Origin of the sequence: Nocardioides sp. NPDC058538, from assembly GCF_042719275.1 — a bacterium.
In the GTDB taxonomy this organism is placed as follows: Bacteria; Actinomycetota; Actinomycetes; order Propionibacteriales; family Nocardioidaceae; genus Nocardioides.
The window spans coordinates 1-19,721 of record NZ_JBHXNY010000016.1 but is presented as its reverse complement, the minus strand read 5'-3'; the positions used below and the strand labels follow the sequence as shown (position 1 = coordinate 19,721).

18 protein-coding genes and 1 tRNA gene are annotated in these 19,721 nt (G+C 68.5%); 15 read left to right on the top strand and 4 right to left on the bottom strand.

Translation table 11 applies throughout. The features are described 5' to 3' along the window. Position 1: 1 nt before the first annotated feature. A complete protein-coding gene (locus ACFWQC_RS15695) occupies positions 2-859 on the top strand; it encodes a DUF4352 domain-containing protein (protein ID WP_378679516.1) in 858 nt (285 codons plus the stop codon). Between the two features lie 79 nt (positions 860-938). Then, entirely contained in the window at positions 939-1,553 is a 615-nt protein-coding gene (locus ACFWQC_RS15690) for a hypothetical protein (protein ID WP_378679513.1), read from the top strand. 314 nt (positions 1,554-1,867) lie between these two features. On the opposite strand, the gene ACFWQC_RS15685 is transcribed toward ACFWQC_RS15690, so the two are convergent. Next, entirely contained in the window at positions 1,868-2,818 is a 951-nt protein-coding gene (locus tag ACFWQC_RS15685) for a 5'-nucleotidase (protein ID WP_378679510.1), read from the bottom strand. A gap of 163 nt (positions 2,819-2,981) precedes the next feature. Between ACFWQC_RS15685 and ACFWQC_RS15680 the strand changes: the two genes are divergently transcribed. Beyond that, a complete protein-coding gene (locus ACFWQC_RS15680) occupies positions 2,982-4,424 on the top strand; it encodes a glucose/sorbosone family PQQ-dependent dehydrogenase (RefSeq protein ID WP_378679507.1) in 1,443 nt (480 codons plus the stop codon). A 114-nt stretch (positions 4,425-4,538) separates the two neighbouring features. Next, positions 4,539-4,611: transfer RNA gene (locus ACFWQC_RS15675), tRNA-Pro, on the top strand. Positions 4,612-4,617: 6 nt separating this feature from the next. Here ACFWQC_RS15675 and ACFWQC_RS15670 read toward each other — a convergent pair. Continuing rightward, entirely contained in the window at positions 4,618-5,091 is a 474-nt protein-coding gene (locus ACFWQC_RS15670) for a hypothetical protein (RefSeq protein ID WP_378679504.1), read from the bottom strand. A 92-nt stretch (positions 5,092-5,183) separates the two neighbouring features. On the opposite strand from ACFWQC_RS15670, the gene ACFWQC_RS15665 reads away from it, so the two are divergent. From ACFWQC_RS15665 to ACFWQC_RS15650, 4 genes are read left to right on the top strand one after another with little or no spacing between them, the layout of a single operon-like run. After that, positions 5,184-6,287 carry a histidine kinase gene (locus ACFWQC_RS15665; protein WP_355021132.1) on the top strand — a complete coding sequence of 368 codons (1,104 nt, stop codon included), beginning with the start codon at positions 5,184-5,186 and terminating at the stop codon, positions 6,285-6,287. Next, on the top strand, positions 6,284-7,057 hold the full coding sequence (locus tag ACFWQC_RS15660) for a LytTR family DNA-binding domain-containing protein (RefSeq protein WP_355229787.1): 774 nt from the start codon (positions 6,284-6,286) through the stop codon (positions 7,055-7,057). The genes ACFWQC_RS15665 and ACFWQC_RS15660 overlap by 4 nt, the downstream gene beginning before the upstream one ends. Before the next feature lie 10 nt (positions 7,058-7,067). Next, positions 7,068-7,436: a hypothetical protein gene (locus ACFWQC_RS15655; RefSeq protein WP_378679500.1), complete on the top strand. Its 369-nt coding sequence runs from the start codon at positions 7,068-7,070 to the stop codon at positions 7,434-7,436. After that, positions 7,433-8,959 (top strand): cation acetate symporter, encoded by a 1,527-nt coding sequence (locus ACFWQC_RS15650; protein WP_378679497.1) that lies wholly within the window; start codon positions 7,433-7,435, stop codon positions 8,957-8,959. Before ACFWQC_RS15655 ends, ACFWQC_RS15650 begins: the two co-directional genes overlap by 4 nt. A 3-nt stretch (positions 8,960-8,962) precedes the next feature. Here the strand turns inward: ACFWQC_RS15650 and ACFWQC_RS15645 are convergent, their stop codons facing one another. Further along, entirely contained in the window at positions 8,963-9,553 is a 591-nt protein-coding gene (locus ACFWQC_RS15645; protein ID WP_378679494.1) for a hypothetical protein, read from the bottom strand. A 126-nt stretch (positions 9,554-9,679) separates the two neighbouring features. Between ACFWQC_RS15645 and ACFWQC_RS15640 the strand changes: the two genes are divergently transcribed. From ACFWQC_RS15640 to acs, 4 genes are all read left to right on the top strand, one after another. Continuing rightward, positions 9,680-11,485, top strand: coding sequence for a hypothetical protein (locus ACFWQC_RS15640; protein WP_378679491.1), 1,806 nt, complete (start codon positions 9,680-9,682; stop codon positions 11,483-11,485). A gap of 174 nt (positions 11,486-11,659) precedes the next feature. Continuing rightward, on the top strand, positions 11,660-12,010 hold the full coding sequence (locus ACFWQC_RS15635; protein WP_160025759.1) for a DUF485 domain-containing protein: 351 nt from the start codon (positions 11,660-11,662) through the stop codon (positions 12,008-12,010). Next, the gene (locus ACFWQC_RS15630; protein ID WP_378679488.1) at positions 12,010-13,629 is read left to right on the top strand and encodes a cation acetate symporter; all 1,620 of its coding nucleotides are present in this window, start codon (positions 12,010-12,012) and stop codon (positions 13,627-13,629) included. Before ACFWQC_RS15635 ends, ACFWQC_RS15630 begins: the two co-directional genes overlap by 1 nt. 111 nt (positions 13,630-13,740) lie before the next feature. After that, positions 13,741-15,711 carry an acetate--CoA ligase gene (gene acs / locus ACFWQC_RS15625; protein WP_378679485.1) on the top strand — a complete coding sequence of 657 codons (1,971 nt, stop codon included), beginning with the start codon at positions 13,741-13,743 and terminating at the stop codon, positions 15,709-15,711. Between the two features lie 63 nt (positions 15,712-15,774). Here the strand turns inward: acs and ACFWQC_RS15620 are convergent, their stop codons facing one another. Further along, positions 15,775-16,305 carry a C40 family peptidase gene (locus ACFWQC_RS15620; protein ID WP_378679482.1) on the bottom strand — a complete coding sequence of 177 codons (531 nt, stop codon included), beginning with the start codon at positions 16,303-16,305 and terminating at the stop codon, positions 15,775-15,777. A gap of 513 nt (positions 16,306-16,818) precedes the next feature. Here ACFWQC_RS15620 and nhaA point away from each other — a divergent pair. The 3 genes from nhaA (at position 16,819) to ACFWQC_RS15605 (ending at position 19,668) form a co-directional block, all read left to right on the top strand. Further along, a complete protein-coding gene (gene nhaA / locus ACFWQC_RS15615; RefSeq protein ID WP_378679480.1) occupies positions 16,819-18,117 on the top strand; it encodes a Na+/H+ antiporter NhaA in 1,299 nt (432 codons plus the stop codon). A gap of 42 nt (positions 18,118-18,159) precedes the next feature. Next, entirely contained in the window at positions 18,160-18,567 is a 408-nt protein-coding gene (locus ACFWQC_RS15610) for a phage holin family protein (protein WP_378679477.1), read from the top strand. A 168-nt stretch (positions 18,568-18,735) separates the two neighbouring features. Continuing rightward, positions 18,736-19,668, top strand: a complete 933-nt coding sequence (locus ACFWQC_RS15605; protein WP_378679474.1) for a DUF559 domain-containing protein — start codon at positions 18,736-18,738, stop codon at positions 19,666-19,668. The last annotated feature ends 53 nt before the right edge of the window (positions 19,669-19,721 follow it).

Below are 19,721 nucleotides of genomic sequence, written 5' to 3'. Positions count from 1 at the left end.
AATGTCCAACGAGCCGACCGCGAACGTACGGCAGCAGATGTCCCAGGCCGTCGCCAAGGAGGTCGCCGACGGCGGCTGGCGGATCGAGTCGCAGACCGACTACTACACCGTGCTTGCCAAGGGCGGTCGCACGAACCATGTCCTGCACCTGCTTCTCACGATCTTCACCTGCGGACTGTGGTCGCTCGCCTGGCTGCTCATCGCCCACATCAACCGGCGCCAGAGCCTGGTCCTGCGCGTCGACGAGTACGGCAACTTCAGCCGCCATACGACCGACTCCAAGGGTGCCCTGATCGGCGCGTGCGTCGTCGCCGGAGTGCTGCTCATCAGCGGCATGGTCGGCGCTGCCAGTGGCGGTGGCGACCCGGACGCCCCTGCCGGCACCACGACCGACACGACTCCCAGCGCGGCCGCAGGCGAGGAACCGAAGGCGGACAAGGCGAAGCAGGGATCCGCGAAGCGCCCGTTCAAGATCGGCCAGACCGCGAAGCTGGAGGGCACTGCCTACACGGTCACCGGCGCGAGCACCCAGGACAGCGTCGGCGGCGAGTTCGGCGAGCAGGCGGACGGCGTCTTCGTGGTCGTCGACCTCACCATCGAGAACACGAAGGACGAGACCAAGACGTTCATGGACACCGCCGCGGTGTTCATCGCCAAGGACGGGACGAAGTACGAGGGCTCCGACGCCGCGATCTATCTCGGCGACGAGTCGCTCGTCCTCCGGGACATGCAGCCCGACCTCGCCACCAAGGGCAAGCTCGTCTTCGACGTACCTCCGGCAAAGGCCGCCGGCGGCGTCCTCCAGGTATCCGACCTCTTCGGCCGCGGCGAGACCCACTTCGCGCTCGGCCTGAAGTAGCGCACCTCATCCGGGGCAGTGACCATCGCTGCCCCGGATCCGTCTCGGGTATCAGACATCAGCTCACAAGGAGATCCTCATGTCCACCGGTCCTGAAGGCCCCAGCTGGAACGACCAGCCCGACTGGTCCGCACCACCCACCTACGCAGTGCCCACTTCGGAGCCTTCTCGGCCGCGGTGGCCCTGGGTCCTCGGCGCCGTCCTCGCCGTCGTTCTTTCCCTCATGGCCCTGCTCGGCGCGGGGCTCCTGCTCAGCTATCGCTCTGAACAGACGGCCGCCGACGCTGCAAAACGCGACGCCGCACGAGAGCGTGCGGCGGAGGTCAAGGCGATCGAGACCTGCCGCGAGGAGATCGGCGAGTTCGTAGAAGCCGTTCTCGATGCCTCTTCGCGTGCGGAGGTCGGCATCACCCAGGCTGACCTGTCGGATGCGGTCTCCGACGCGGCCGTCCTCGGCAACCGGGTCGACACCGGGAGTCTCACGCCGGCATGTGACTCGGCGTATCGGGCAGCAGACGACGCGCTGTCGATCTACGCCGTGTCCGCGGACACTTGGGAGGACTGCATCTGGGATGACGCCTGTGACCCGGACACGGACTTCGACAATTCGGACTGGTCCACGGCTCAGGACACGGCCCGAGTTGCGTACGACGCGATGCTCGCCGGCCAGCCGGTCGACGCCGTCAGCAGCTGATGGCGCATGCTCTGCCGCACACGCGTCAGGCCGCTCCGAACAGGCCCGACAGGCCAGCCCTCCGGGCGGGGCCGGAGCGCCCGCTCTCCCACGCGTACCCGCACCTGCAGCACATCAGCCGCCGGCGGCCCCCCGCCGAACGCGAGAGAACCCGGATCTCCTCGTCTTCGGTGCACTTGGCACACATAGCCGAAGTCATCGAGTGAACTCCTCGCACTTCTCAAGTGAACAGAATCTGTACAACTCCGCCCAGGGTGACATATGCGAGGGCCCATCCACCAGATGAGAACCTCCTGTGGATGAACTGTAAAGCGCTATTGACCAGCGGGAACATCGTCGGCGTTGGCCACGCCATAGGGGATGTGGACCCCGGCGATCGACTCGACCGCCTCGTCCAGATGGGTCGTCTGGTCGTCGAAGAAGATCAGCGGGCGGAGCACCTCGAGCACTCGTACCTTCTCCACTCCACCGAGGAAGAAGGCCTCGTTGACGTAGACGTCCCAGGACTGCAGCGACCGGATCGCCCGCTCGTGGGCCGGGGCGCCGCGAGCGGTGACCAGCGCGATCCGCAGCCGCGGCTCATATTCAGGGGACTCCAGGCGGCGCTGCTCCTCGATCCGCTGGATCCGGTTGAGGTCGCGCAGCAGCGGCTGCAGCGGCCCGGGCTCGAGCGGCTCGGCCTTCCGGCTCGCCTCGTAGGCCCGGTACTTCTCGATCCCCTCCTCGCGGAAGACCCGCTCGGAGCCGTCGTCGGCGAGCACACCGTCGAAGTCGAAGGCGACGACGACGGAGCGGTCGGTCTCGTCGTACGTCGCCGCCGACGGCAGCACGTGACCGGCCGGGAACCCCTCGCGGCTGGCTGCGATGACGTCCTCGCGGTTGCCGCTGAGGAACAGCGACATCCCGAGCGCGCCGATGTAGGGGTGGGGAGAGCGGCCCTGGGTGAAGACGGCGCGGGTCATCGGCAGGCCGTGGTGCTCGATCGAGCGCATCACCCGCAGCCCCGTGTTGGGGTCGTTGCGCGAGACCACGATCACCTCGACGAGACCGTCGTCGGCGTCGGCCGCCAGGTCGTTGAGACTCAGCAGCCGCTTGATGAACGGGAACGCGACACCCGGCCGGAGCGGGTCGTCGATGCGCTCGTCCTGGTGGCGGCGGTAGGCCTTCTCGCCGTGCTCGCGGAAGTACGCATCCGACTCGGTGAGGTCGAAGAGCGCGCTCGAGGCGATCCCGACGACCAACCGGTCACTCAGCTCATATCCCACGCTCCGCAACCTACCGCTCGAGGCCGGAACGAGGTCGTTGCCAGAACAACTCATCTCCGCCATAGTTCGCGCGAGCGTCCTCGTGGCAACGGCCACATCTCGGGGAGGACCGCTGCTGCATTTTCCTTCATTTCCCCCTTCCCCTGGAGAAGAAGTACGTCTCATGAGCATCAAACGAAGCCTGAGTCTCGCCGTCGGGTCCGCCGCCTTGGCAGCGCTGACCATCACCGTTCCTCCCGCGACCGCGACCGCGGCCACCGGCGCCGAGCCGACGCTGGGCGAACCGAGCGTGGTGGCCGACGGCCTCAACAATCCCTACTCCCTCGTCTGGGGAGCACGCGACAAGCTCTGGCTCACCGAGAAGAGCGGCCGCTCGGTCCTCAGCGTGGACCCGACGACCGGCGCGAAGCGCACCCTCCTGGACCTCTCCACCCAGGCCGTCTCCAGCGGCCAGGACGGTGTGCTGGGTCTGGCCGTGGAACCATCGGTCGTCAACAACGACCGCGGCTATGCGTACGTCTCGTTCACCTACGACTCCGGCCAGGCCGAGGAGTCCACGGGTGAGACCCGGCGCACCAAGATCGTCCGCTACAGCTACGACGACGCCACCAAGAAGCTGGTCAAGCCGGTCACGATCATCTCCGGGCTGCCCGGCAGCATCGACCACCAGGCCGGCCGCCTGCTGATCGGTCCGGACGGGAAGCTCTACTACTCGATCGGCGACCAGGGCACCAACCAATACTCCCTCGCCTGCCGCCAGAACCAGGCTCAGACCCTCCCGACCGCGGCCGAGGTCGCGGCCAAGGACTGGTTCGCCTACCAGGGCAAGACGCTGCGGCTGAACCGCGACGGCTCCATCCCGACCGACAACCCGACGATCGGCGGCGTACGCAGCCACATCTGGACCTACGGACACCGCAACCCGCAGGGCTTCACCTTCACCGCGTCCGGCAAGCTGCTCGAGGCGGAGCACGGTCCGAAGACCGACGACGAGATCAACCTGCTCCGGGCGGGCGGCAACTACGGCTGGCCGAACGTCGCCGGCTACCAGGACGACGACTCCGCCTACGTCTACGGCGACTGGAGCGCCTCGTCCCCGACGGCCTGTGCGGAGCTGACGCATTCGGACTTCGAGATCCACGATGACGTGCCGACGTGGCAGGAGTCGGAGTTCGCCGCGCTCTTCACCGAGCCGCTGGACACCTTCGGCACCTCGGTCACCTGGGACCACGACTTCACCGGCGCCCCGTGCGACGAGTCGGGGCTCTACTACATCTGCTACCCGACGATCGCGCCCTCCAGCCTGACCTACTACAAGCCGGCCACCGGCCGGGCGATGCCGGGCTGGGAGAACTCGGTGATCATGACCAGCCTCAAGGACGGCACGATCTACCGACTGGGCCTCAACTCGATCGAGACCGACGTGGTCGCGGTCGAGCCGCTCCACACCGACCAGGACCGGTTCCGCGCCACCATCGTCAGCCCCGACGGCAAGACGGTCTACGCGATCACCGACACCGCCGGCCTCGTCCGCGGTGAGGGCGACGCGCCGACCACCGACCTCACCCACCCGGGCTCGCTGCTCGCGTTCCCGGTCAGCAACTGACGTACGTCCCCTTCCGGACCCCGGGCGCGCACCGACAAATGGTGTGCACCCGGGGTCCGGTCCCGTCTACCGTGGACGGCATGCAGCAGCGACCGCGCCCGTGAAGACACGAAACGGGTTGTGGGGAAGCGGCTATCCCTCCTGGGTTGGGTCCAGGCGATCGCGGGTTCGAGTCCCGCCAACCCGACGACGATCAGTCCGCGTTGGTGACGCGGAGGAACTCCTGGACATCGAAGACGGCGCGGACGACGCGGTCGGTCTTCGGGAGCAGGGGTTCGACCTCGGAGTAGGAGACGATCCGGGGATCGGTGACACGGTAGTCGACACCGTCGTGGACGATCGTGGCCGAGTTGGCGGCCAGGACGTTCTGGGCCCAGTCGACCTTCGAGGTGTAGGGCAGGAAGACGACGAAGCCGTCCGGCGTGGGGATCGGCGTGACCGGGGTGGCGTACTGCCGTCCGCTCGAGCGGCCGACATGGAGGACGACGCCGTTGGTGGCGCCTTCGGTCCCGGCGGTCTTGAGGGCCTCGGCGGCGAACCGCTTCGAGAAGGCGCGGACGCGGTCCTGCAACCACGGCGACTTGTTGCGCATGCCGATCACGAAGGCGGCGCCCGCGCCCGCTACGCCGACAGCCAGCAGACCCGGGATCACTCGACTCAATCGCATGCCGCAAACCTACCTCGCGCCCCTGCGGTGGCCCGGGTGACAGATAGCGTGGGCGCCGTCACAATTATCGGTGAGCGGCGAGAGGAGAGCGGATGCGGCGCTGGAGGCGCACCCACCTGGGCACAGAAGCCGATCGGGCGACCTTCCGCACCCTCCACAACGCATCGCTGGCGAGCCCGGCACTGCGTGGCGGCCTGACCGTCGACAGCGCCGAGCGCGCTGCTCCACATCTGCAGGCGCTCCTGGCCGCCCCGGCGCTCGCGATCACCGACACCGACGGCTTGCTCGCCTGGGAAGGCATCGGCACCCACCACCAGGAGCACGTGACCAAGCTGGCCGAGGGGACGCTGGAGCACGGCGCGACAAGGTTCTACGACCGGGTCGACCTCGAGTGCGGCCAGGCGGGCTGCCCGCTGCACTCCGCCGTGGTCAGCCCGCTGGTCGTAGACGATCACCTCGTCGGCACGCTGCAGGCGTACGCCCCGGACACCTCGGCGATGATGGTCCGCGCAACCGACGAGGTCGCGACGTGGGTCTCCGGTCAGCTGGAGCTGGCCGAGCTCGACGCGTCGCGGCGGCGTCTGATGGAGGCCGAGGTGCGCGCGCTGCGCGCTCAGATCAGCCCGCACTTCATCTACAACTCGCTGGGGGCGATCGCCAGCTTCGTACGCACCGATCCGGAGCGTGCGCGCGAGCTGCTGCTGGAGTTCGCGGACTTCACCCGCTACTCGTTCCGGACCCATGGCGAATACACCACGCTGTCCGAGGAGCTCCGCTCCGTTGAGCGCTATCTGCTGCTGGAGCAGGCCCGTTTCGGCGAGCGACTCTCGGTGAGGCTCTCGGTGGCGCCCGAGGTGCTGCCGATCGCGGTGCCGTTCCTGTGCCTGCAGCCGCTGGTCGAGAATGCCGTACGCCACGGCCTGGCCGACGCGCAGACCGGCCACATCTCCATCCGGGCCGCCGACAGCGGCACCGAATGCGTGATCGAGGTCGAGGACGACGGCGCCGGCGAGGACCCGGAGAAGGTACGCAACGCGCTGGCCGGCGGCGCCGACTCCGTCGGGCTCGGCAACGTCGACGCCCGGCTCCGCAACGCCTACGGCGACGACTACGGCCTGGTGGTCGAGACCGCCCCCGGCGCCGGTACGAAGGTCATCCTCAGAATCCCGAAGTTCGCCCCAGGAGTGCACACATGAGTGGCCGAACCACGCAGGCGTTCGCCGCGCGACAGGGAGCGCCCGGGGGCCGGCTGAGAATCCTGGTCGTCGACGACGAGCCGCCGGCAGCCGACGAGCTCTCCTACCTGCTCACCCAGGACGCGCGGGTGGCGGAGGTGCGCACCTGCCTGAACGCGACCGACGGGCTGCAGCAGCTGCAGGGGTCGGGCGTGGACGCGGTCTTCCTCGACATCCAGATGCCCGGTCTCAACGGGCTCGAGCTGGCCCGCCTGCTGGCGAGGTTCAAGACGCCGCCGGCGGTCGTGTTCGTGACCGCTCACGAGGAGCACGCACTGGAGGCCTTCGACCTGCGCGCCGTCGACTACGTGCTCAAGCCGGTGCGCGCCGAGCGGCTGGCGGAGACCGTCACCCGGCTGATGGGCAGCATGCCGGAGGAGGAGCCGAGCGGCGACGTACAGATCCCGGTCGAGCTCGGCGGCGTCACCCGCTTCGTCTGGCGCTCCCAGATCACCCACGTCGAGGCGCAGGGCGACTACGCCCGGCTGCACACCGCCGACGCGTCCCATCTGGTGCGGGTCCCGCTGACCCAGCTGGAGCAGGAGTGGGCCTCCGCCCGGTTCGTACGCATCCACCGCTCTCTCCTCGTCAACCTCGCCCACGTGACCGAGGTGCGGTCCGAGGCCGGCCGCTGCTCGGTCGTCGTCGGCGGCTCCGCCCGCGGGACCGAACTGCAGGTCAGCCGCCGGCACACGCGCCAGCTCAAGGACCTGCTCGCCCGACGCTCATGACCCGATCCCCATGACAGAACCACAGCGCGTACGCGTCACCGGACCGCCCCGACGACGCCCGGCCGTCCGCCGGGTCGACGTCGACGAGGACACCCGCCTCGGCGAGGTCTACCTAGGCTCGCTGATGCGCGCCCAGCTCTCGATCGCCCTCCGCACCCTGGCGGTGCTCTTCCTCGGCGTCGGCTCGCTCCCGCTGCTGTTCTGGCTGGCCCCGGGCCTGGTGCGCACCGCGCCGTTCGGCGTACCTCTCCCCTGGCTGCTGCTCGGGGTGCTGGTCTACCCGTTCCTGTTCCTCCTCGGCCGCTGGTACCTGCGCGGCGCCGAGCGCAACGAGGCCAGCTATGCCGACCTGCTCCGCTCGGACGACGAGACGCAATGACCCTCGACTCCGCCCCCGCGATCGTCGCGGTCACCCTGGTCACCCTGGCGACGCTGACCATCGGCACCTGGGGGCTGCGGTTCAGCCGGACCACGAGCGACTTCTACGTCGCCTCGCGATCGGTGCGGCCCGGCCTCAACGCGAGCGCGATCGGCGGGGAGTATCTCTCGGCCGCCTCGTTCCTCGGGGTCGCCGGTCTGGTGTTCACCTCCGGCGCGGAGATGCTCTGGTATCCGATCGGCTGGACCGCCGGCTATCTCGTGCTGCTGACCCTGGTCGCGGCACCTTTGCGCAGGTCAGGGGCGTACACACTGCCCGACTTCGCCGAGGAGCGGCTCGCCTCCACAGGGGTGCGGCGGCTCTGCTCGCTGCTGGTCGTGAGCATCGGCTGGCTCTATCTGCTGCCCCAGCTGCAGGGCGCCGGGCTGACCCTGGAGCTGGTCGCGGACGCACCTCGCTGGGTGGGACCGGTGCTGGTCGGGACGGTCGTGCTGGTCAGCGTCTTCTCGGGCGGGATGCGCTCGATCACGTTCGTGCAGGCCTTCCAGTACTGGCTCAAGCTGACCGCCCTGCTGGTGCCCGTCGGAGTGCTGGTCGCGGTCTGGGCCAACGACGGCGCGCCCCGCGCCGACCTCAGCCAGACGTGGTCGCTGCCCATCGGCACCGACACTTCGACCGGCCTCTACGCGACCTACTCGCTGATCGCGGCGACCTTCCTCGGCACGATGGGCCTGCCGCACGTGGGCGTCCGCTTCTACACCAACCCCGACGGCCGCGCCGCCCGCCGCACCACCCTGGTCGTGCTCGCCCTCCTCGGCGTCTTCTACCTGCTGCCACCGATCCTCGGCCTCCTCGGGCGCGTGTACGCGGCCACCCCCGCCTCCGCCGACACCCTGGTGCTGGAGCTGCCCCGGCTGATGGTCCCCGGCTGGGCGGGCGATGCCCTCACCGGACTGGTCTGCGCCGGAGCCTTCGCAGCCTTCCTCTCGACGTCGTCGGGCCTGGCGATCGCCGTCTCCGGCGTACTCTCCCAGGACGTGGTCGTCCCCCTCCTACGCCGAAGGGGCAGCCGCTTCGGCGGAGTCGCCGCTTTCCGGATCGCCTCGCTGGTCGCCGTCATCGTCCCGGTCATCGGCGCCCTGCTGACCCCCAGTGTCGGGGTCGCCCGCGGGGTCGCGCTGGCCTTCGCTCTCGCCGCCGCCACCTTCTGCCCGTTGCTCCTGCTCGGCATCTGGTGGCGCCGGCTGACCGCCTACGGCGCCGCCACCGGCCTGGTCACCGGCCTGGTCACCACGGGGTCGGCCGTGGTGTTCACGATCAGTGGGTCGCGTACGGGCACCTGGGCGGATGTCGCGCTCACCCAGCCCGCACTGTGGGCGGTGCCGCTCTCCTTCGCCGTCATGATCGTCGTCAGCCTCGCCTCCGCCTCCCACGTCCCGGCTCACACCACCCGGCTGCTGGTCCGCCTGCACTCCCCTGAGCCCACGGTCGAGCCCGTCACCACGTCCGCCGTGCAGCGCTGACCCTCAGGAGACGGTGATCTCCGCACGAACCGAGGTGGTCCACCCGTGACCGTCCCCGCCGTGAATCTCCAGCAGGTACAGGCCGCGAGCGAGCGGCTCGACGTACGCCCAGTGGCCGGCGACATGCATCCTCGTCCCGAACAGCGACGCCCCGTTCACGGGGTTTCCGAGTGCGCCTCGCACCCTGACAGGTCCAGCCGAGTTCACAGCCATGGGAATATCGCCGCCGTCGAGTTTCACCGTTCCGAAGGATTGGGGAACGTCCGAGTTCGTCAGCGCGTTGCGCGACCACATGCAGAAGGCGGGCATGAACAGCGGCCTATCGGCTGGGACGTCAAAGCGTCGGGACGACACACCGCCGAAGTTCCCTGCGACGAACCAGACGTCCGTCGGCTGCTTGTGCCCGGCGAACTCGCCCGACGCGTCCGCGATCGGCGAGGATGACTCATCTGACGAGGCCGCCCACTGGAGCCAACGGGCGGCAAGGCCCGGAATATCGGAGGTCATGGCGGCGTAGGTTAGCGCTTGATCGATTCGACGCGCCGCCGCCCCAACACCGCCCGCCACCAGATGAACGAAAATTCGTTCACCCATCTGAGCACGAACGAATTTTCATTCGTCCCGGGACCGCTGGGCCCACGCAGGCAGCGGCTCGAAACCCCGGCGAGGTCGGCGTCCTCATCGCTAGTCTGGCGAACTGTCGTGGGCACCGTGGCGCACATGCTCCTCACGTCGATCCGGGAGACGAGGACGATGGAGAACCCCGTGATGCAACCGGCTCCCACGGAGCCAGCCGGCGACGAGGCCCCCGACGTCGCGGGCCCGATGAGTGGGTACGTGGTCACGGCCGGTGGCCTGCTGGGCGCGTGGCATGCGGTCGCGGGGCGCGAGGTCGACGGGATCCGTGACCTGGCTCTAGCGGTACTCGTGACGCTGCTGGGAGCCTTCGTCGGGCTCCTTCTGGGCGTGTTGGTCGGCGTGGCACTGCTGGCGATCGACGCGGTCGCGGTCGCGCCGGCGGCCGGGTGGTGGCGGGAGCGACGGTTCGGACGCGTCGCCGCGCTCGTCGCCCTTGCCTGGGTGCCGATCATCACCGCCCTGCTCTGGTGGTGGCCCGACCGCTTGCTTCCCGCCGCCCTGATCTCGGGCTTCGGAGCTTGGGCCGTGTTTCAGGCCTATCGACGATTCGACGAGTCCGAGGACCTCGCCGTGCAGGCTGTCCCGCACCTCGGCGGTGTCGCCGTCGCCACTCTCGTCGGCGAGCAGGTCTTCTTCGGCAATCTGCTCTCCACGACGTACGTCGCGCCTGTGGTCTTCCTCATCATGGTGTGGCTCTCGTGGTGCGGCTGGCTGGCGATGCGGGCGGCCCGGCGGCTCACTGCGCGCGCGGCGGCGGACATCGTATGGTCGGTCGAGCTCGGTCTGCTGCTCTCCCTGATGCTGGTGTGGCTGGCGGAGATCCTCACCCTCGACGCGACCCAGGTCACGGCGATCCGGGCCGTGCTGGAGAGGGCGCAGGCGCTGACCGCGGTGCACTGGGCGTACTGGCTGACCGTCTACACCACCCTCGCCGTGAGCAGCTTCCTCGTGCTGCGGTGGCCGCAGCGTTTCGACGAGGTCCGGCTGCCGGTCTTCGGCGTGCTCAACACCGGGAAGCGCACGCTGGCCGGGATCAACATCGGCCTGATGGTCGCGCTGGTCTTCACCATCACCGCGGTGCCGATCTCCGAGGGGGCGTGGAAGCGGCAGGTGGAGGAGCGGTACGTCCTCGAGACGCGGCACGTTCAGCAAGAGCAGGGCCAAGAGGCGGCGTACGAGCAGATCCACCAGTACCTCACCACGAACCGCCGCGCCACCGCCCAGCTGAAGCCGGTTGTCGTGGCGGTCCAGGATGCCGCGCCCGCCGAGCCGGGGCGGCCGGCCTCGGACAGTGCCCTCGCCATCGCCCGCCAGCTCGGCCGGTTCCAGGCGGCGACCCTCCGCCTCGAGGATCCACGTCCGGCGACGGTCACAGTGCTGCCCGGTGATCCGGATGTGAGCGAGGCGCTCGCGGAGCTCGACGAGACGCAGCAGGCCAGGTCGCAGCAGGAGGCACGGACCGACCGGTTCGCGGAGGCCGCGGCGGCCGCGGTCGCCAGCACCCTCGACATCCCCGACGTCGGACGCAACGAGGTCGTCCACATCATCAAGGCCTACCTCGGCGGGCTGGTCGAGGAAGGCTCCGTGCGGGACATGGCTCGCCTGGTCTCCGTCGACGTGCCCGCCCTTTACGACGCCGCCTACGACCTGGCACGGAGGGCGGCGGTCCGCGCGGGTGTGGACGTATGGGCGTTCAACGCGACGTACGGTCTCGGTCTCACGATGCCGGGCGAGACGCGGCAGCTGTCCGAGGTCGTGATCCTCGCCCGCCAGATCCACCATCTGACCGACAGCAGCAGTCCGTGTCCAGGGTGCATCCATCCGCCCGACGGCGGTGGCACCCAGCCCGGCGGCGGCACGTCGGGCGGCGGCGGACGCCGCGGCTAGACCAGCCATTCGGCGTACGAAATCGACCGCTCGTCGCTCGACGGCGCCGCCCACCGAGGGACCGCGCGTCACCCCGCGACGAGCGGTCCGACATACCCCTAATGTGACTGCGATCACACGTCGTCCGTCATCCACCCCCACGGTTGACGGCCTCGTCAACGAAAGGGTTAGACCGTGAGCGAAGAAGCGCACGACCAAGCCCACCGGCACGACCCGGTCTACGACAGACTGCACGCCACGGCGGAGTTTCGCGCTCTGCGGTCGGCGTACCGGAAGTTCGTATTCCCGGCCACGGTGGCATTCCTGGCTTGGTATCTCCTCTACGTGTTCTGCTCCAACTGGGCAGAGGACTTCATGAACACCAAGCTCGTCGGCAACATCAACGTCGCGCTGGTCTTCGGGCTCCTCCAGTTCGCGACCACGTTCGGCATCGCCTACCTCTACGCCAACTACTCCAACAAGCACCTCGACCCGCTGGCTCGGAAGCTCGACGAGGAATACGAGATCGAGAAGAGGCAGCTCTGATGGACGGTAGCCAGATCCTCACCACGGTCCTCTTCCTCGCGGTCGTCGCGGTCACGATCGGCATCACCTTCTGGGCGAGCCGGCAGACGAAGACCGCGGCCGACTACTACGCCGGTGGCCGCGGCTTCTCCGGCTTCCAGAACGGTCTCGCCATCGGCGGCGACTACATGTCGGCGGCGTCGTTCCTCGGCATCTCCGGCGCCATCGCCCTGTCCGGCTACGACGGGTTCCTCTACTCGATCGGCTTCCTCGTCGCCTGGCTGGTGGCGCTGCTCCTGGTCGCGGAGGTGCTGCGTAACTCGGGTCGCTACACGATGGCCGACCAGCTGGCGTACCGGATGAAGCAGCGCCCGGTCCGGCTGGCGGCGGCGACCTCCACGGTTGTCGTCTCGATCTTCTACCTGCTGGCCCAGATGGTCGGTGCGGGCGCCCTGGTGGCCCTGCTGCTCGGTGTCGAGGACCAGGTCGTCAAGAACATCGTGATCCTGTTCGTCGGCGCGCTGATGATCTTCTACGTCACCGTCGGCGGGATGAAGGGCACCACCTGGGTCCAGATCGTCAAGGCCGTGCTGCTGATGACCGGCTCGGCGCTGATCGTGATCCTGGTGCTCGCCCAGTTCGGCTTCAACCTCTCCGAGCTGCTCGGCTCCGCCGCAGACGCCTCGGGCAAGGGCGACGCATTCCTGCAGCCCGGGCTGAAGTACGGCCTGAGCTTCACCAGCGAGCTGGACTTCGTCTCGCTCGGGCTCGCCCTGGTGCTCGGCACCGCCGGCCTGCCGCACATCCTGATCCGCTTCTACACCGTCCCGACCTCGGCTGATGCTCGCAAGTCGGTGCTGTGGGCGATCGGCCTGATCGGTGTCTTCTACCTGTTCACCCTGGTCCTGGGCTTCGGTGCGGCCGCGCTGGTCGACCCGAGCACCCTGGACAAGGCCGGCAACCTGGCGGCGCCACTGCTCGCCCAGGAGGTCGGTGGCGGTGAAGGCTCCGTCGGCGGCGCCGTACTGCTGGCGCTCATCGCGGCGGTCGCCTTCGCCACGATCCTCGCCGTGGTCGCGGGTCTGACGTTGACCTCCTCGGTCTCCGTCGCCCACGACATCTACAACTCGGTGATCAAGCGTGGCAAGGCCACCGAGAAGGAGGAGATGAAGGTCTCTCGCTGGGCCGCGGCGGGCATCGGCCTGGTCGCGATCCTGCTGGCCATCCCGGCGCAGTCGCTGAACATCGCGTTCCTCGTGGCACTGGCCTTCGCGGTCGCCGCCTCGGCGAACCTGCCGGCGATCATCTACAACATGTTCTGGGCGCGCTTCAACACCCGTGGTGCGGTGTGGTCGATCTACGGCGGCCTGATCTCCTGTGTCGGTCTGGTCTTCTTCTCGCCGGTCGTCTCCGGCAAGGTCGACCCGGCCACCGGCGACAGCCTCTCGCTGTTCCCGGCCGGCATCGACTTCTCCTGGTTCCCCCTGGAGAACCCCGGCATCATCTCCATCCCCCTCGGGTTCTTCCTGGGCTGGCTGGGCACGGTGACGTCGAAGGAGCCGGAGACCGCTGAGCGTTACGTCGAGCTCGAGGTGCGCGCTCTCACCGGCGCCGGCTCGGAGAAGGCGATCACGCACTGATCCATCACGGCGGGCCGTCGTACACAGGTGTTGTGCGACGGCCCGCCATCATTCTCTCCCCCGCACTACCCTGTGGCTTGAGCCACACATTTTTCGTACGTAGGAGTCACTGTGAGCGACGAGACCCTGTCCAACCTGCTGCACGAGAAGCGCCGGTTCGAGCCCCCGGCCGAGCTTGCCGCCGCTGCCAACGTCAAGGCCGACGCCTACTCCGCCGCTGAGGAGGACCGGGACGCGTTCTGGGCCGCCGCCGCGGAGCGGCTCACCTGGGCCAAGCCGTTCGACCGTGTCCTGAACTGGGACAACCCGCCGTTCGCGAAGTGGTACGAGGGTGGCGAGATCAACGTCGCCTACAACGCCGTCGACCGCCACGTCGAGGCCGGGCTCGGCGACCGGGTCGCGATCCACTGGGTCGGCGAGCCGGCCGACGACAAACGCACCATCACCTATGCCGAGCTCAAGGACGAGGTGTCCCGGGCCGCGAACGCCTTCGAGGCCCTCGGCGTCGGCAAGGGCGACCGGGTGGCGATCTACATGCCGATGATCCCCGAGGCCGTCATCGCGATGCTGGCCTGTGCGCGGATCGGCGCGATCCACACCGTCATCTTCGGTGGCTTCTCCGCCGACGCGCTCGCGACCCGCGTCGTCGACTGCGGCGCGAAGCTGATCGTCACCTCGGACGGCGGCTACCGCCGCGGCGCGCCCTCGGCGCTCAAGCCCGCCGTGGACGAGGCGGTCACCAAGGTCGAGGCGACCCAGCCCGGCCTGGTCGAGAACGTACTCGTGGTCAAGCGCACCGGCCAGGACGTCGACTGGAACGACTCGGTCGACAAGTGGTGGTCGGATGTCGTGTCGTCGGCGTCGACCGAGCACACTCCGGTGGCGCACGATGCCGAGCACCCGCTCTTCGTCATGTACACCTCAGGCACCACGGGGAAGCCGAAGGGCATCCTGCACACCACCGGCGGCTACCTCACCCAGGCGGCGTTCACGCACTGGGAGGTCTTCGACCTCAAGCCCGAGACCGACGTCTACTGGTGCACCGCCGACATCGGCTGGATCACCGGCCACTCCTACATCGTCTACGGACCGCTGGCCAACGGCGCCACCCAGGTGCTCTACGAAGGCACCCCGGACTTCCCGGAGAAGGGTCGCTGGTGGCAGATCATCGAGGAGTACGGCGTCACGATCTTCTACACCGCGCCGACCGCGATCCGGACGTTCATGAAGCAGGGGCGCGCCATCCCGGACGGCCGCGACCTCTCCTCGGTCCGCCTGCTCGGCTCCGTCGGTGAGCCGATCAACCCCGAGGCCTACATCTGGTACCGCGACGTCATCGGTGGCTCCTCGGTGCCCGTGGTGGACACCTGGTGGCAGACCGAGACCGGCGCGATCATGATCTCGCCGCTCCCCGGGGTCACCCATGGGAAGCCGGGTTCGGCGATGAAGGCCCTGCCGGGCGTCGGCGCCGACGTGGTCGACGACAACGGCGTCTCCGTCCCGAACGGCGCCGGGGGCTACCTCGTGCTGACCCAGCCGTGGCCGTCGATGCTGCGTACGATCTGGGGCGACGACCAGCGCTACATCGACACCTACTGGGCGCGGTTCAAGGATCAAGGGTTCTACTTCGCCGGCGACGGCGCGAAGAAGGACGAGGACGGCGACGTCTGGGTCCTGGGCCGCGTCGACGACGTGATGAACGTGTCCGGCCACCGCCTCTCCACGACCGAGATCGAGTCGGCGCTGGTCTCGCACCCCTACGTCGCCGAGGCGGCGGTCGTCGGTGCGACCGACCCCGACACGGGGCAAGCCGTTGTGGCGTACGTCATCCTGCGCGACGGGTCGCCGGAGGACTGCCACAAGGAGCTCTCCGACCACGTCCGCAAGGAGATCGGCCCGATCGCCAAGCCGCGGCAGATCATGATCGTTCCCGAGCTGCCCAAGACGCGCTCGGGGAAGATCATGCGGCGACTGCTCCGCGACCTCGCCGAGGGTCGCGGCGTCGGCGACACGACCACGCTTGCCGATCAGACGATCATGGATCTGATCGCCGCCGGGAAGACGACCGCCACGGACGAGTGATCACGGACGGTCCCACAGCGGCCCGGTCACCCCTCGCGGGGCGGCCGGGCCGCTGCGTACGTTCTAGTGCTTCTTGTACTTCACCCGGCGGATGAAGTGGCTGTCGGTCCAGATCGGGTCCTTCGCGACGGCCTCACCCGACCCGGGCGCATGCCAGACCCAGCGGCGACCGTCGCGCTTCCCGGCGTAGATGCCGACGTGATAGACGCCGCCGCTGCCGTAGAAGAAGACCAGGTCACCCTTGCGTGGCTTCTTGACCTTGAAGGTGTGGCCGACCTGGGCCGACGAGCTGTGCGGCAGCTTGCGGCCGAGCTTCTTGTAGACCCATTGGGTCAGGCCCGAGCAGTCGTAGGCGTGGGGGCCGTTGGCGCCATAGGAGTAGGGGTCGCCGGCCTGGCTCTTGACGCGACGCAGCGCTCGCAGCCCGCGCGACTTCTTCTTCTTTTTCTTGGTGGTGTGGGTGCTCGTCTGAGCGCTGGTGTTGGCGCTGGTCTGGGCATTTGCGCCCGGCGGGGAAGCTGCCGTGGCGGACTGGTTGGGAGCGGCGGCGAGCGCGAGACCGACCACAAGGGCGGTCGCGAGGCCGACTGTCATCGTTCTGTAGGCGCACGAAAGCGCACGGACACACGATCCGGTCATTCGAGGTTCCCCTGTTGCAGCGACGCCTGCGAAGGTTCACCTGTCGGATTCGGGCTGCTGTTGCCCGGGCGCTGGTCTCGTCTGCGCCTTCACCCCTAGCCGGTCCGCCTTGTCTCTGGCTTCCGGCGTGCTGCTCGGCTCCCCCGTGCCCGCCACCGTGGTCGGATCGACTCTCCTCCGGTTGTGACGGGCCTCGGCGCGACCGGAGCGGCCCCACCATTCGGTGAGGGCTCATCCACTATGCAACGGAATCCGGTGCCTGTCGGGGCATTTGTGCAGCAACTCACTCTCTGTTCGATGAGTTTATTTGTGTTTGCTTCCGTTTACGCTTGCCTCCCAGTCGAAAGGGGCCCCAAGTTGAGCACCATCCTGTCCCTGGCCACGGTGCTTGCTAGGGTCGAGATCAGGTGTGCCGGGAAGTCTGGTCGGCGTGACATCGTCGACCCCTGAGCCTCTGGAGGCCCATCCGTGACCGACACCCGCAACCGCCTCTTCACCCGCGGCTCCTGGCTGGAGACCTCGCGGACGGCTGAGATCCTGCGAGCCGAGACGACCGGCGGCGTACTCCTCATCATCGCCGCGATCATCGCGGTCATCCTGGCCAACAGCCCGTGGCAGGAGGCGTACGAGGCGGTCCGCGACTTCCGGGTCGGGCCGGAGGCTCTTCATCTCGATCTGACCATCGGGGCCTGGGCGGCCGACGGCCTGCTCGCGATCTTCTTCTTCGTCGCCGGCCTGGAGCTCAAGCGGGAGTTCGTCTCCGGCGACCTGCGCGACCCCCGGCGGGCCGCGCTGCCGATCGCGGCCGCGGTCGGCGGCATGGTCGCGCCGGCGCTGGTCTACGTGGCCGTCAACCTGATCGGCGACGGCTCGCTGGCCGGCTGGGCCACGCCGGTGGCCACCGACATCGCCTTCGCGGTCGCGATCCTGGCGGTCATCTCGACGCATCTGCCTGCCGGGCTGCGTACGTTCCTGCTGACCCTCGCCGTTGTCGACGACCTGCTGGGCATCACCATCATCGCGGTCTTCTTCACCTCGGAGCTGCACATCGGCTACCTGCTGCTCGCGCTCATCCCGATCGGGCTCTTCGCGGTGCTCGTGCAGCGTCGCGTACGCAGCCCCTGGCTGCTCCTCCCGCTCGCCCTGATCGCCTGGGCCCTCGTCCACTCCAGCGGTGTCCACGCCACCGTCGCCGGGGTGCTGCTCGGGTTCACCGTGCCCGTGATCGCCCGCAACCCGGAGGCCAAGCGCGGGCTCGCGGAGCATTTCGAGCACCTGGTCCGGCCGATCTCCGCCGGTGTCGCGGTGCCGATCTTCGCCTTCTTCGCCGCCGGCGTGTCTCTCGGTGGCTGGGACGGGGTGACCAGCGCGATGCGCGACCCGATCACGCTCGGCATCATCCTCGGCCTGGTCGTCGGCAAGACCATCGGTATCTCCGGCTCGACGTGGCTGCTGGCTCGGTTCACCAAGGCCTCGCTCGACGATGACCTCGCCTGGTGGGACGTGATCGGGATGGCGATGCTGGCGGGCATCGGGTTCACCGTGTCGCTGCTGATCGGCGAGCTGGCTTTCCACTCCGATCCCAGCGCCCATGACCACATGAAGGTGGGCGTGCTCTTCGGGTCCGTCCTGGCCGCCGCCTTGGCGACGGTGGTGCTGCGTGCCCGCAACCGGGTCTACCGCCGCATCGAGCAGGTCGAGACTCTCGACGCCAACAAGGACGGCGTGCCGGACGTGTTCGAGGATGATCAGGGTCGGGACCGGTAAGGTCGTGGGCGCTCCCCAACACACGTTCAGCGAAGGGTTCCCATGGCAGTCGACATCGTGAAGTCCCCGGGCGACGAGGACCCGACGATCGGAAAGCTCGTCGTCGACGCCACCCGCGACATCTCCGAGCTCGTCAACAAGGAGATCACGCTCGCCAAACAGGAGCTCAAGGTCTCGATGACCAACGCCGGTGTCGGCGTCGGTCTCTTCGCCTCGGCCGCGTTCCTGCTGGTACTCGCCGTGATCATGCTCTCCGTCTCGGCGGCCTACTTCATCAACTTGACCGGCCTCGGCCTGCACTGGTCCTTCCTCATCGTCTTCGGCTTCTACGTCCTCCTCGCCGCCCTGCTCGGCTTCGTCGGCGTACTCAAGGTGAAGAAGGTCAAGGCCCCTGAGAAGGCCATCGCGCAGGGCAAGGAGATCCCCCGGGCTCTCAAGGGCCAGCGCTGACCCACCGCGCCGAGGCGTCCGCCCCATCGGCCGAGGCGTCACTCCGGTCGGCCGAAGCGTCACGGGTGACGGGCCAGTTTGCGTCCACAGGTCACGCTGAGTCCGAAGTTATCCACAGCCTCTGAGAAGACGGATGACTTCGTACGCAACCTGTCGCACGCTGCGACCATGAATCTCTCACTCGTCAAGACCGACAGCCGCTTGCCGGAGCGTCCCTTCACCACGTCCGACATCGAGTCGGTCGCGACCAACCGATACGCCCTCGCCCAGGCGATCAGCCATGGGGACGTACGCCGTCCGTTCCGGGGCGTCTATCTCGCCGCGCAGGCGGAGGACGATCCGGTGAAGCGCGCCGAGGCGCTCGTGCAGGTGGTGTCCGAGCACCAGGTGATCAGTGACCGGACCGCCGCCTGGGTGCACGGAATCAACACCTTCACCCAGACCGAGATGGAACAGCTTCCAGCCGTGGAGACGTGTGCCGTCCGTGGTCACACCCGCACGCGGCGCCCGGGCACCGACGGTCGCTCGCGCGATCTCCTGCCCGAAGACATCGAGGTCATCGGAGGCGTACGGGTGACGACACCGCTACGCACCGCGCTCGACCTCGGCTGCAACCTGAATCGGCGGGAGGCGATGGCAACGCTCAACGAGTTCGCCAGGCACCATGGGATCACCCGGAGCCTTCTCGATGAGCAGCTGCCCCGCTTTCGCGGCCGGCGCGGTGTCGTCCAGATCCGCGAGCTCGTCCCGCTTCTGAATCGTCGCCTCGAGTCCCAGCGCGAATCGTGGACCTTGCTCGCGATCAGTGACGCCGGACTTCCTCTTCCCGAGGCACAGGTCTGGGTCGACGTCGAAGGAATCCCGACCTACCGCCTCGACTTCGCCTATCGGCTCGCCAAGGTCGCGATCGAGTACGACGGCGAGGACCACGACGACCCCGACCAGCGAATCTACGACGAAGAGCGCCGAGGCTGGCTGATCGATCACGGCTGGACGATCGTGATCGTACGAAAGGGCGACTTCACCGGCGACCGTCTCGAAGCCTGGCTCCGCGAGATCAAGGCCGCCCTGACCCCGACCTACTCCACCCGCCGCTTCTGATCGAAGCGTCGCCCCCGTCGGCCGAGTTGGCAACGCGGTGCCAACTCGGCCGA

Bases quoted from the DNA above. Each gene is read 5' to 3' on its own strand.
- ACFWQC_RS15695 (WP_378679516.1), top strand. From the start codon at position 2: ATGTCCAACGAGCCGACCGCGAACGTACGGCAGCAGATGTCCCAGGCC.
- ACFWQC_RS15690 (WP_378679513.1), top strand. From the start codon at position 939: ATGTCCACCGGTCCTGAAGGCCCCAGCTGGAACGACCAGCCCGACTGG.
- ACFWQC_RS15680 (WP_378679507.1), top strand. From the start codon at position 2,982: ATGAGCATCAAACGAAGCCTGAGTCTCGCCGTCGGGTCCGCCGCCTTG.
- ACFWQC_RS15670 (WP_378679504.1), bottom strand. From the start codon at position 5,091: ATGCGATTGAGTCGAGTGATCCCGGGTCTGCTGGCTGTCGGCGTAGCG.
- ACFWQC_RS15665 (WP_355021132.1), top strand. From the start codon at position 5,184: ATGCGGCGCTGGAGGCGCACCCACCTGGGCACAGAAGCCGATCGGGCG.
- ACFWQC_RS15660 (WP_355229787.1), top strand. From the start codon at position 6,284: ATGAGTGGCCGAACCACGCAGGCGTTCGCCGCGCGACAGGGAGCGCCC.
- ACFWQC_RS15655 (WP_378679500.1), top strand. From the start codon at position 7,068: ATGACAGAACCACAGCGCGTACGCGTCACCGGACCGCCCCGACGACGC.
- ACFWQC_RS15650 (WP_378679497.1), top strand. From the start codon at position 7,433: ATGACCCTCGACTCCGCCCCCGCGATCGTCGCGGTCACCCTGGTCACC.
- ACFWQC_RS15645 (WP_378679494.1), bottom strand. From the start codon at position 9,553: ATGGGTGAACGAATTTTCGTTCATCTGGTGGCGGGCGGTGTTGGGGCG.
- ACFWQC_RS15640 (WP_378679491.1), top strand. From the start codon at position 9,680: ATGCTCCTCACGTCGATCCGGGAGACGAGGACGATGGAGAACCCCGTG.
- ACFWQC_RS15630 (WP_378679488.1), top strand. From the start codon at position 12,010: ATGGACGGTAGCCAGATCCTCACCACGGTCCTCTTCCTCGCGGTCGTC.
- ACFWQC_RS15620 (WP_378679482.1), bottom strand. From the start codon at position 16,305: ATGACAGTCGGCCTCGCGACCGCCCTTGTGGTCGGTCTCGCGCTCGCC.
- ACFWQC_RS15610 (WP_378679477.1), top strand. From the start codon at position 18,160: ATGGCAGTCGACATCGTGAAGTCCCCGGGCGACGAGGACCCGACGATC.
- ACFWQC_RS15605 (WP_378679474.1), top strand. From the start codon at position 18,736: ATGAATCTCTCACTCGTCAAGACCGACAGCCGCTTGCCGGAGCGTCCC.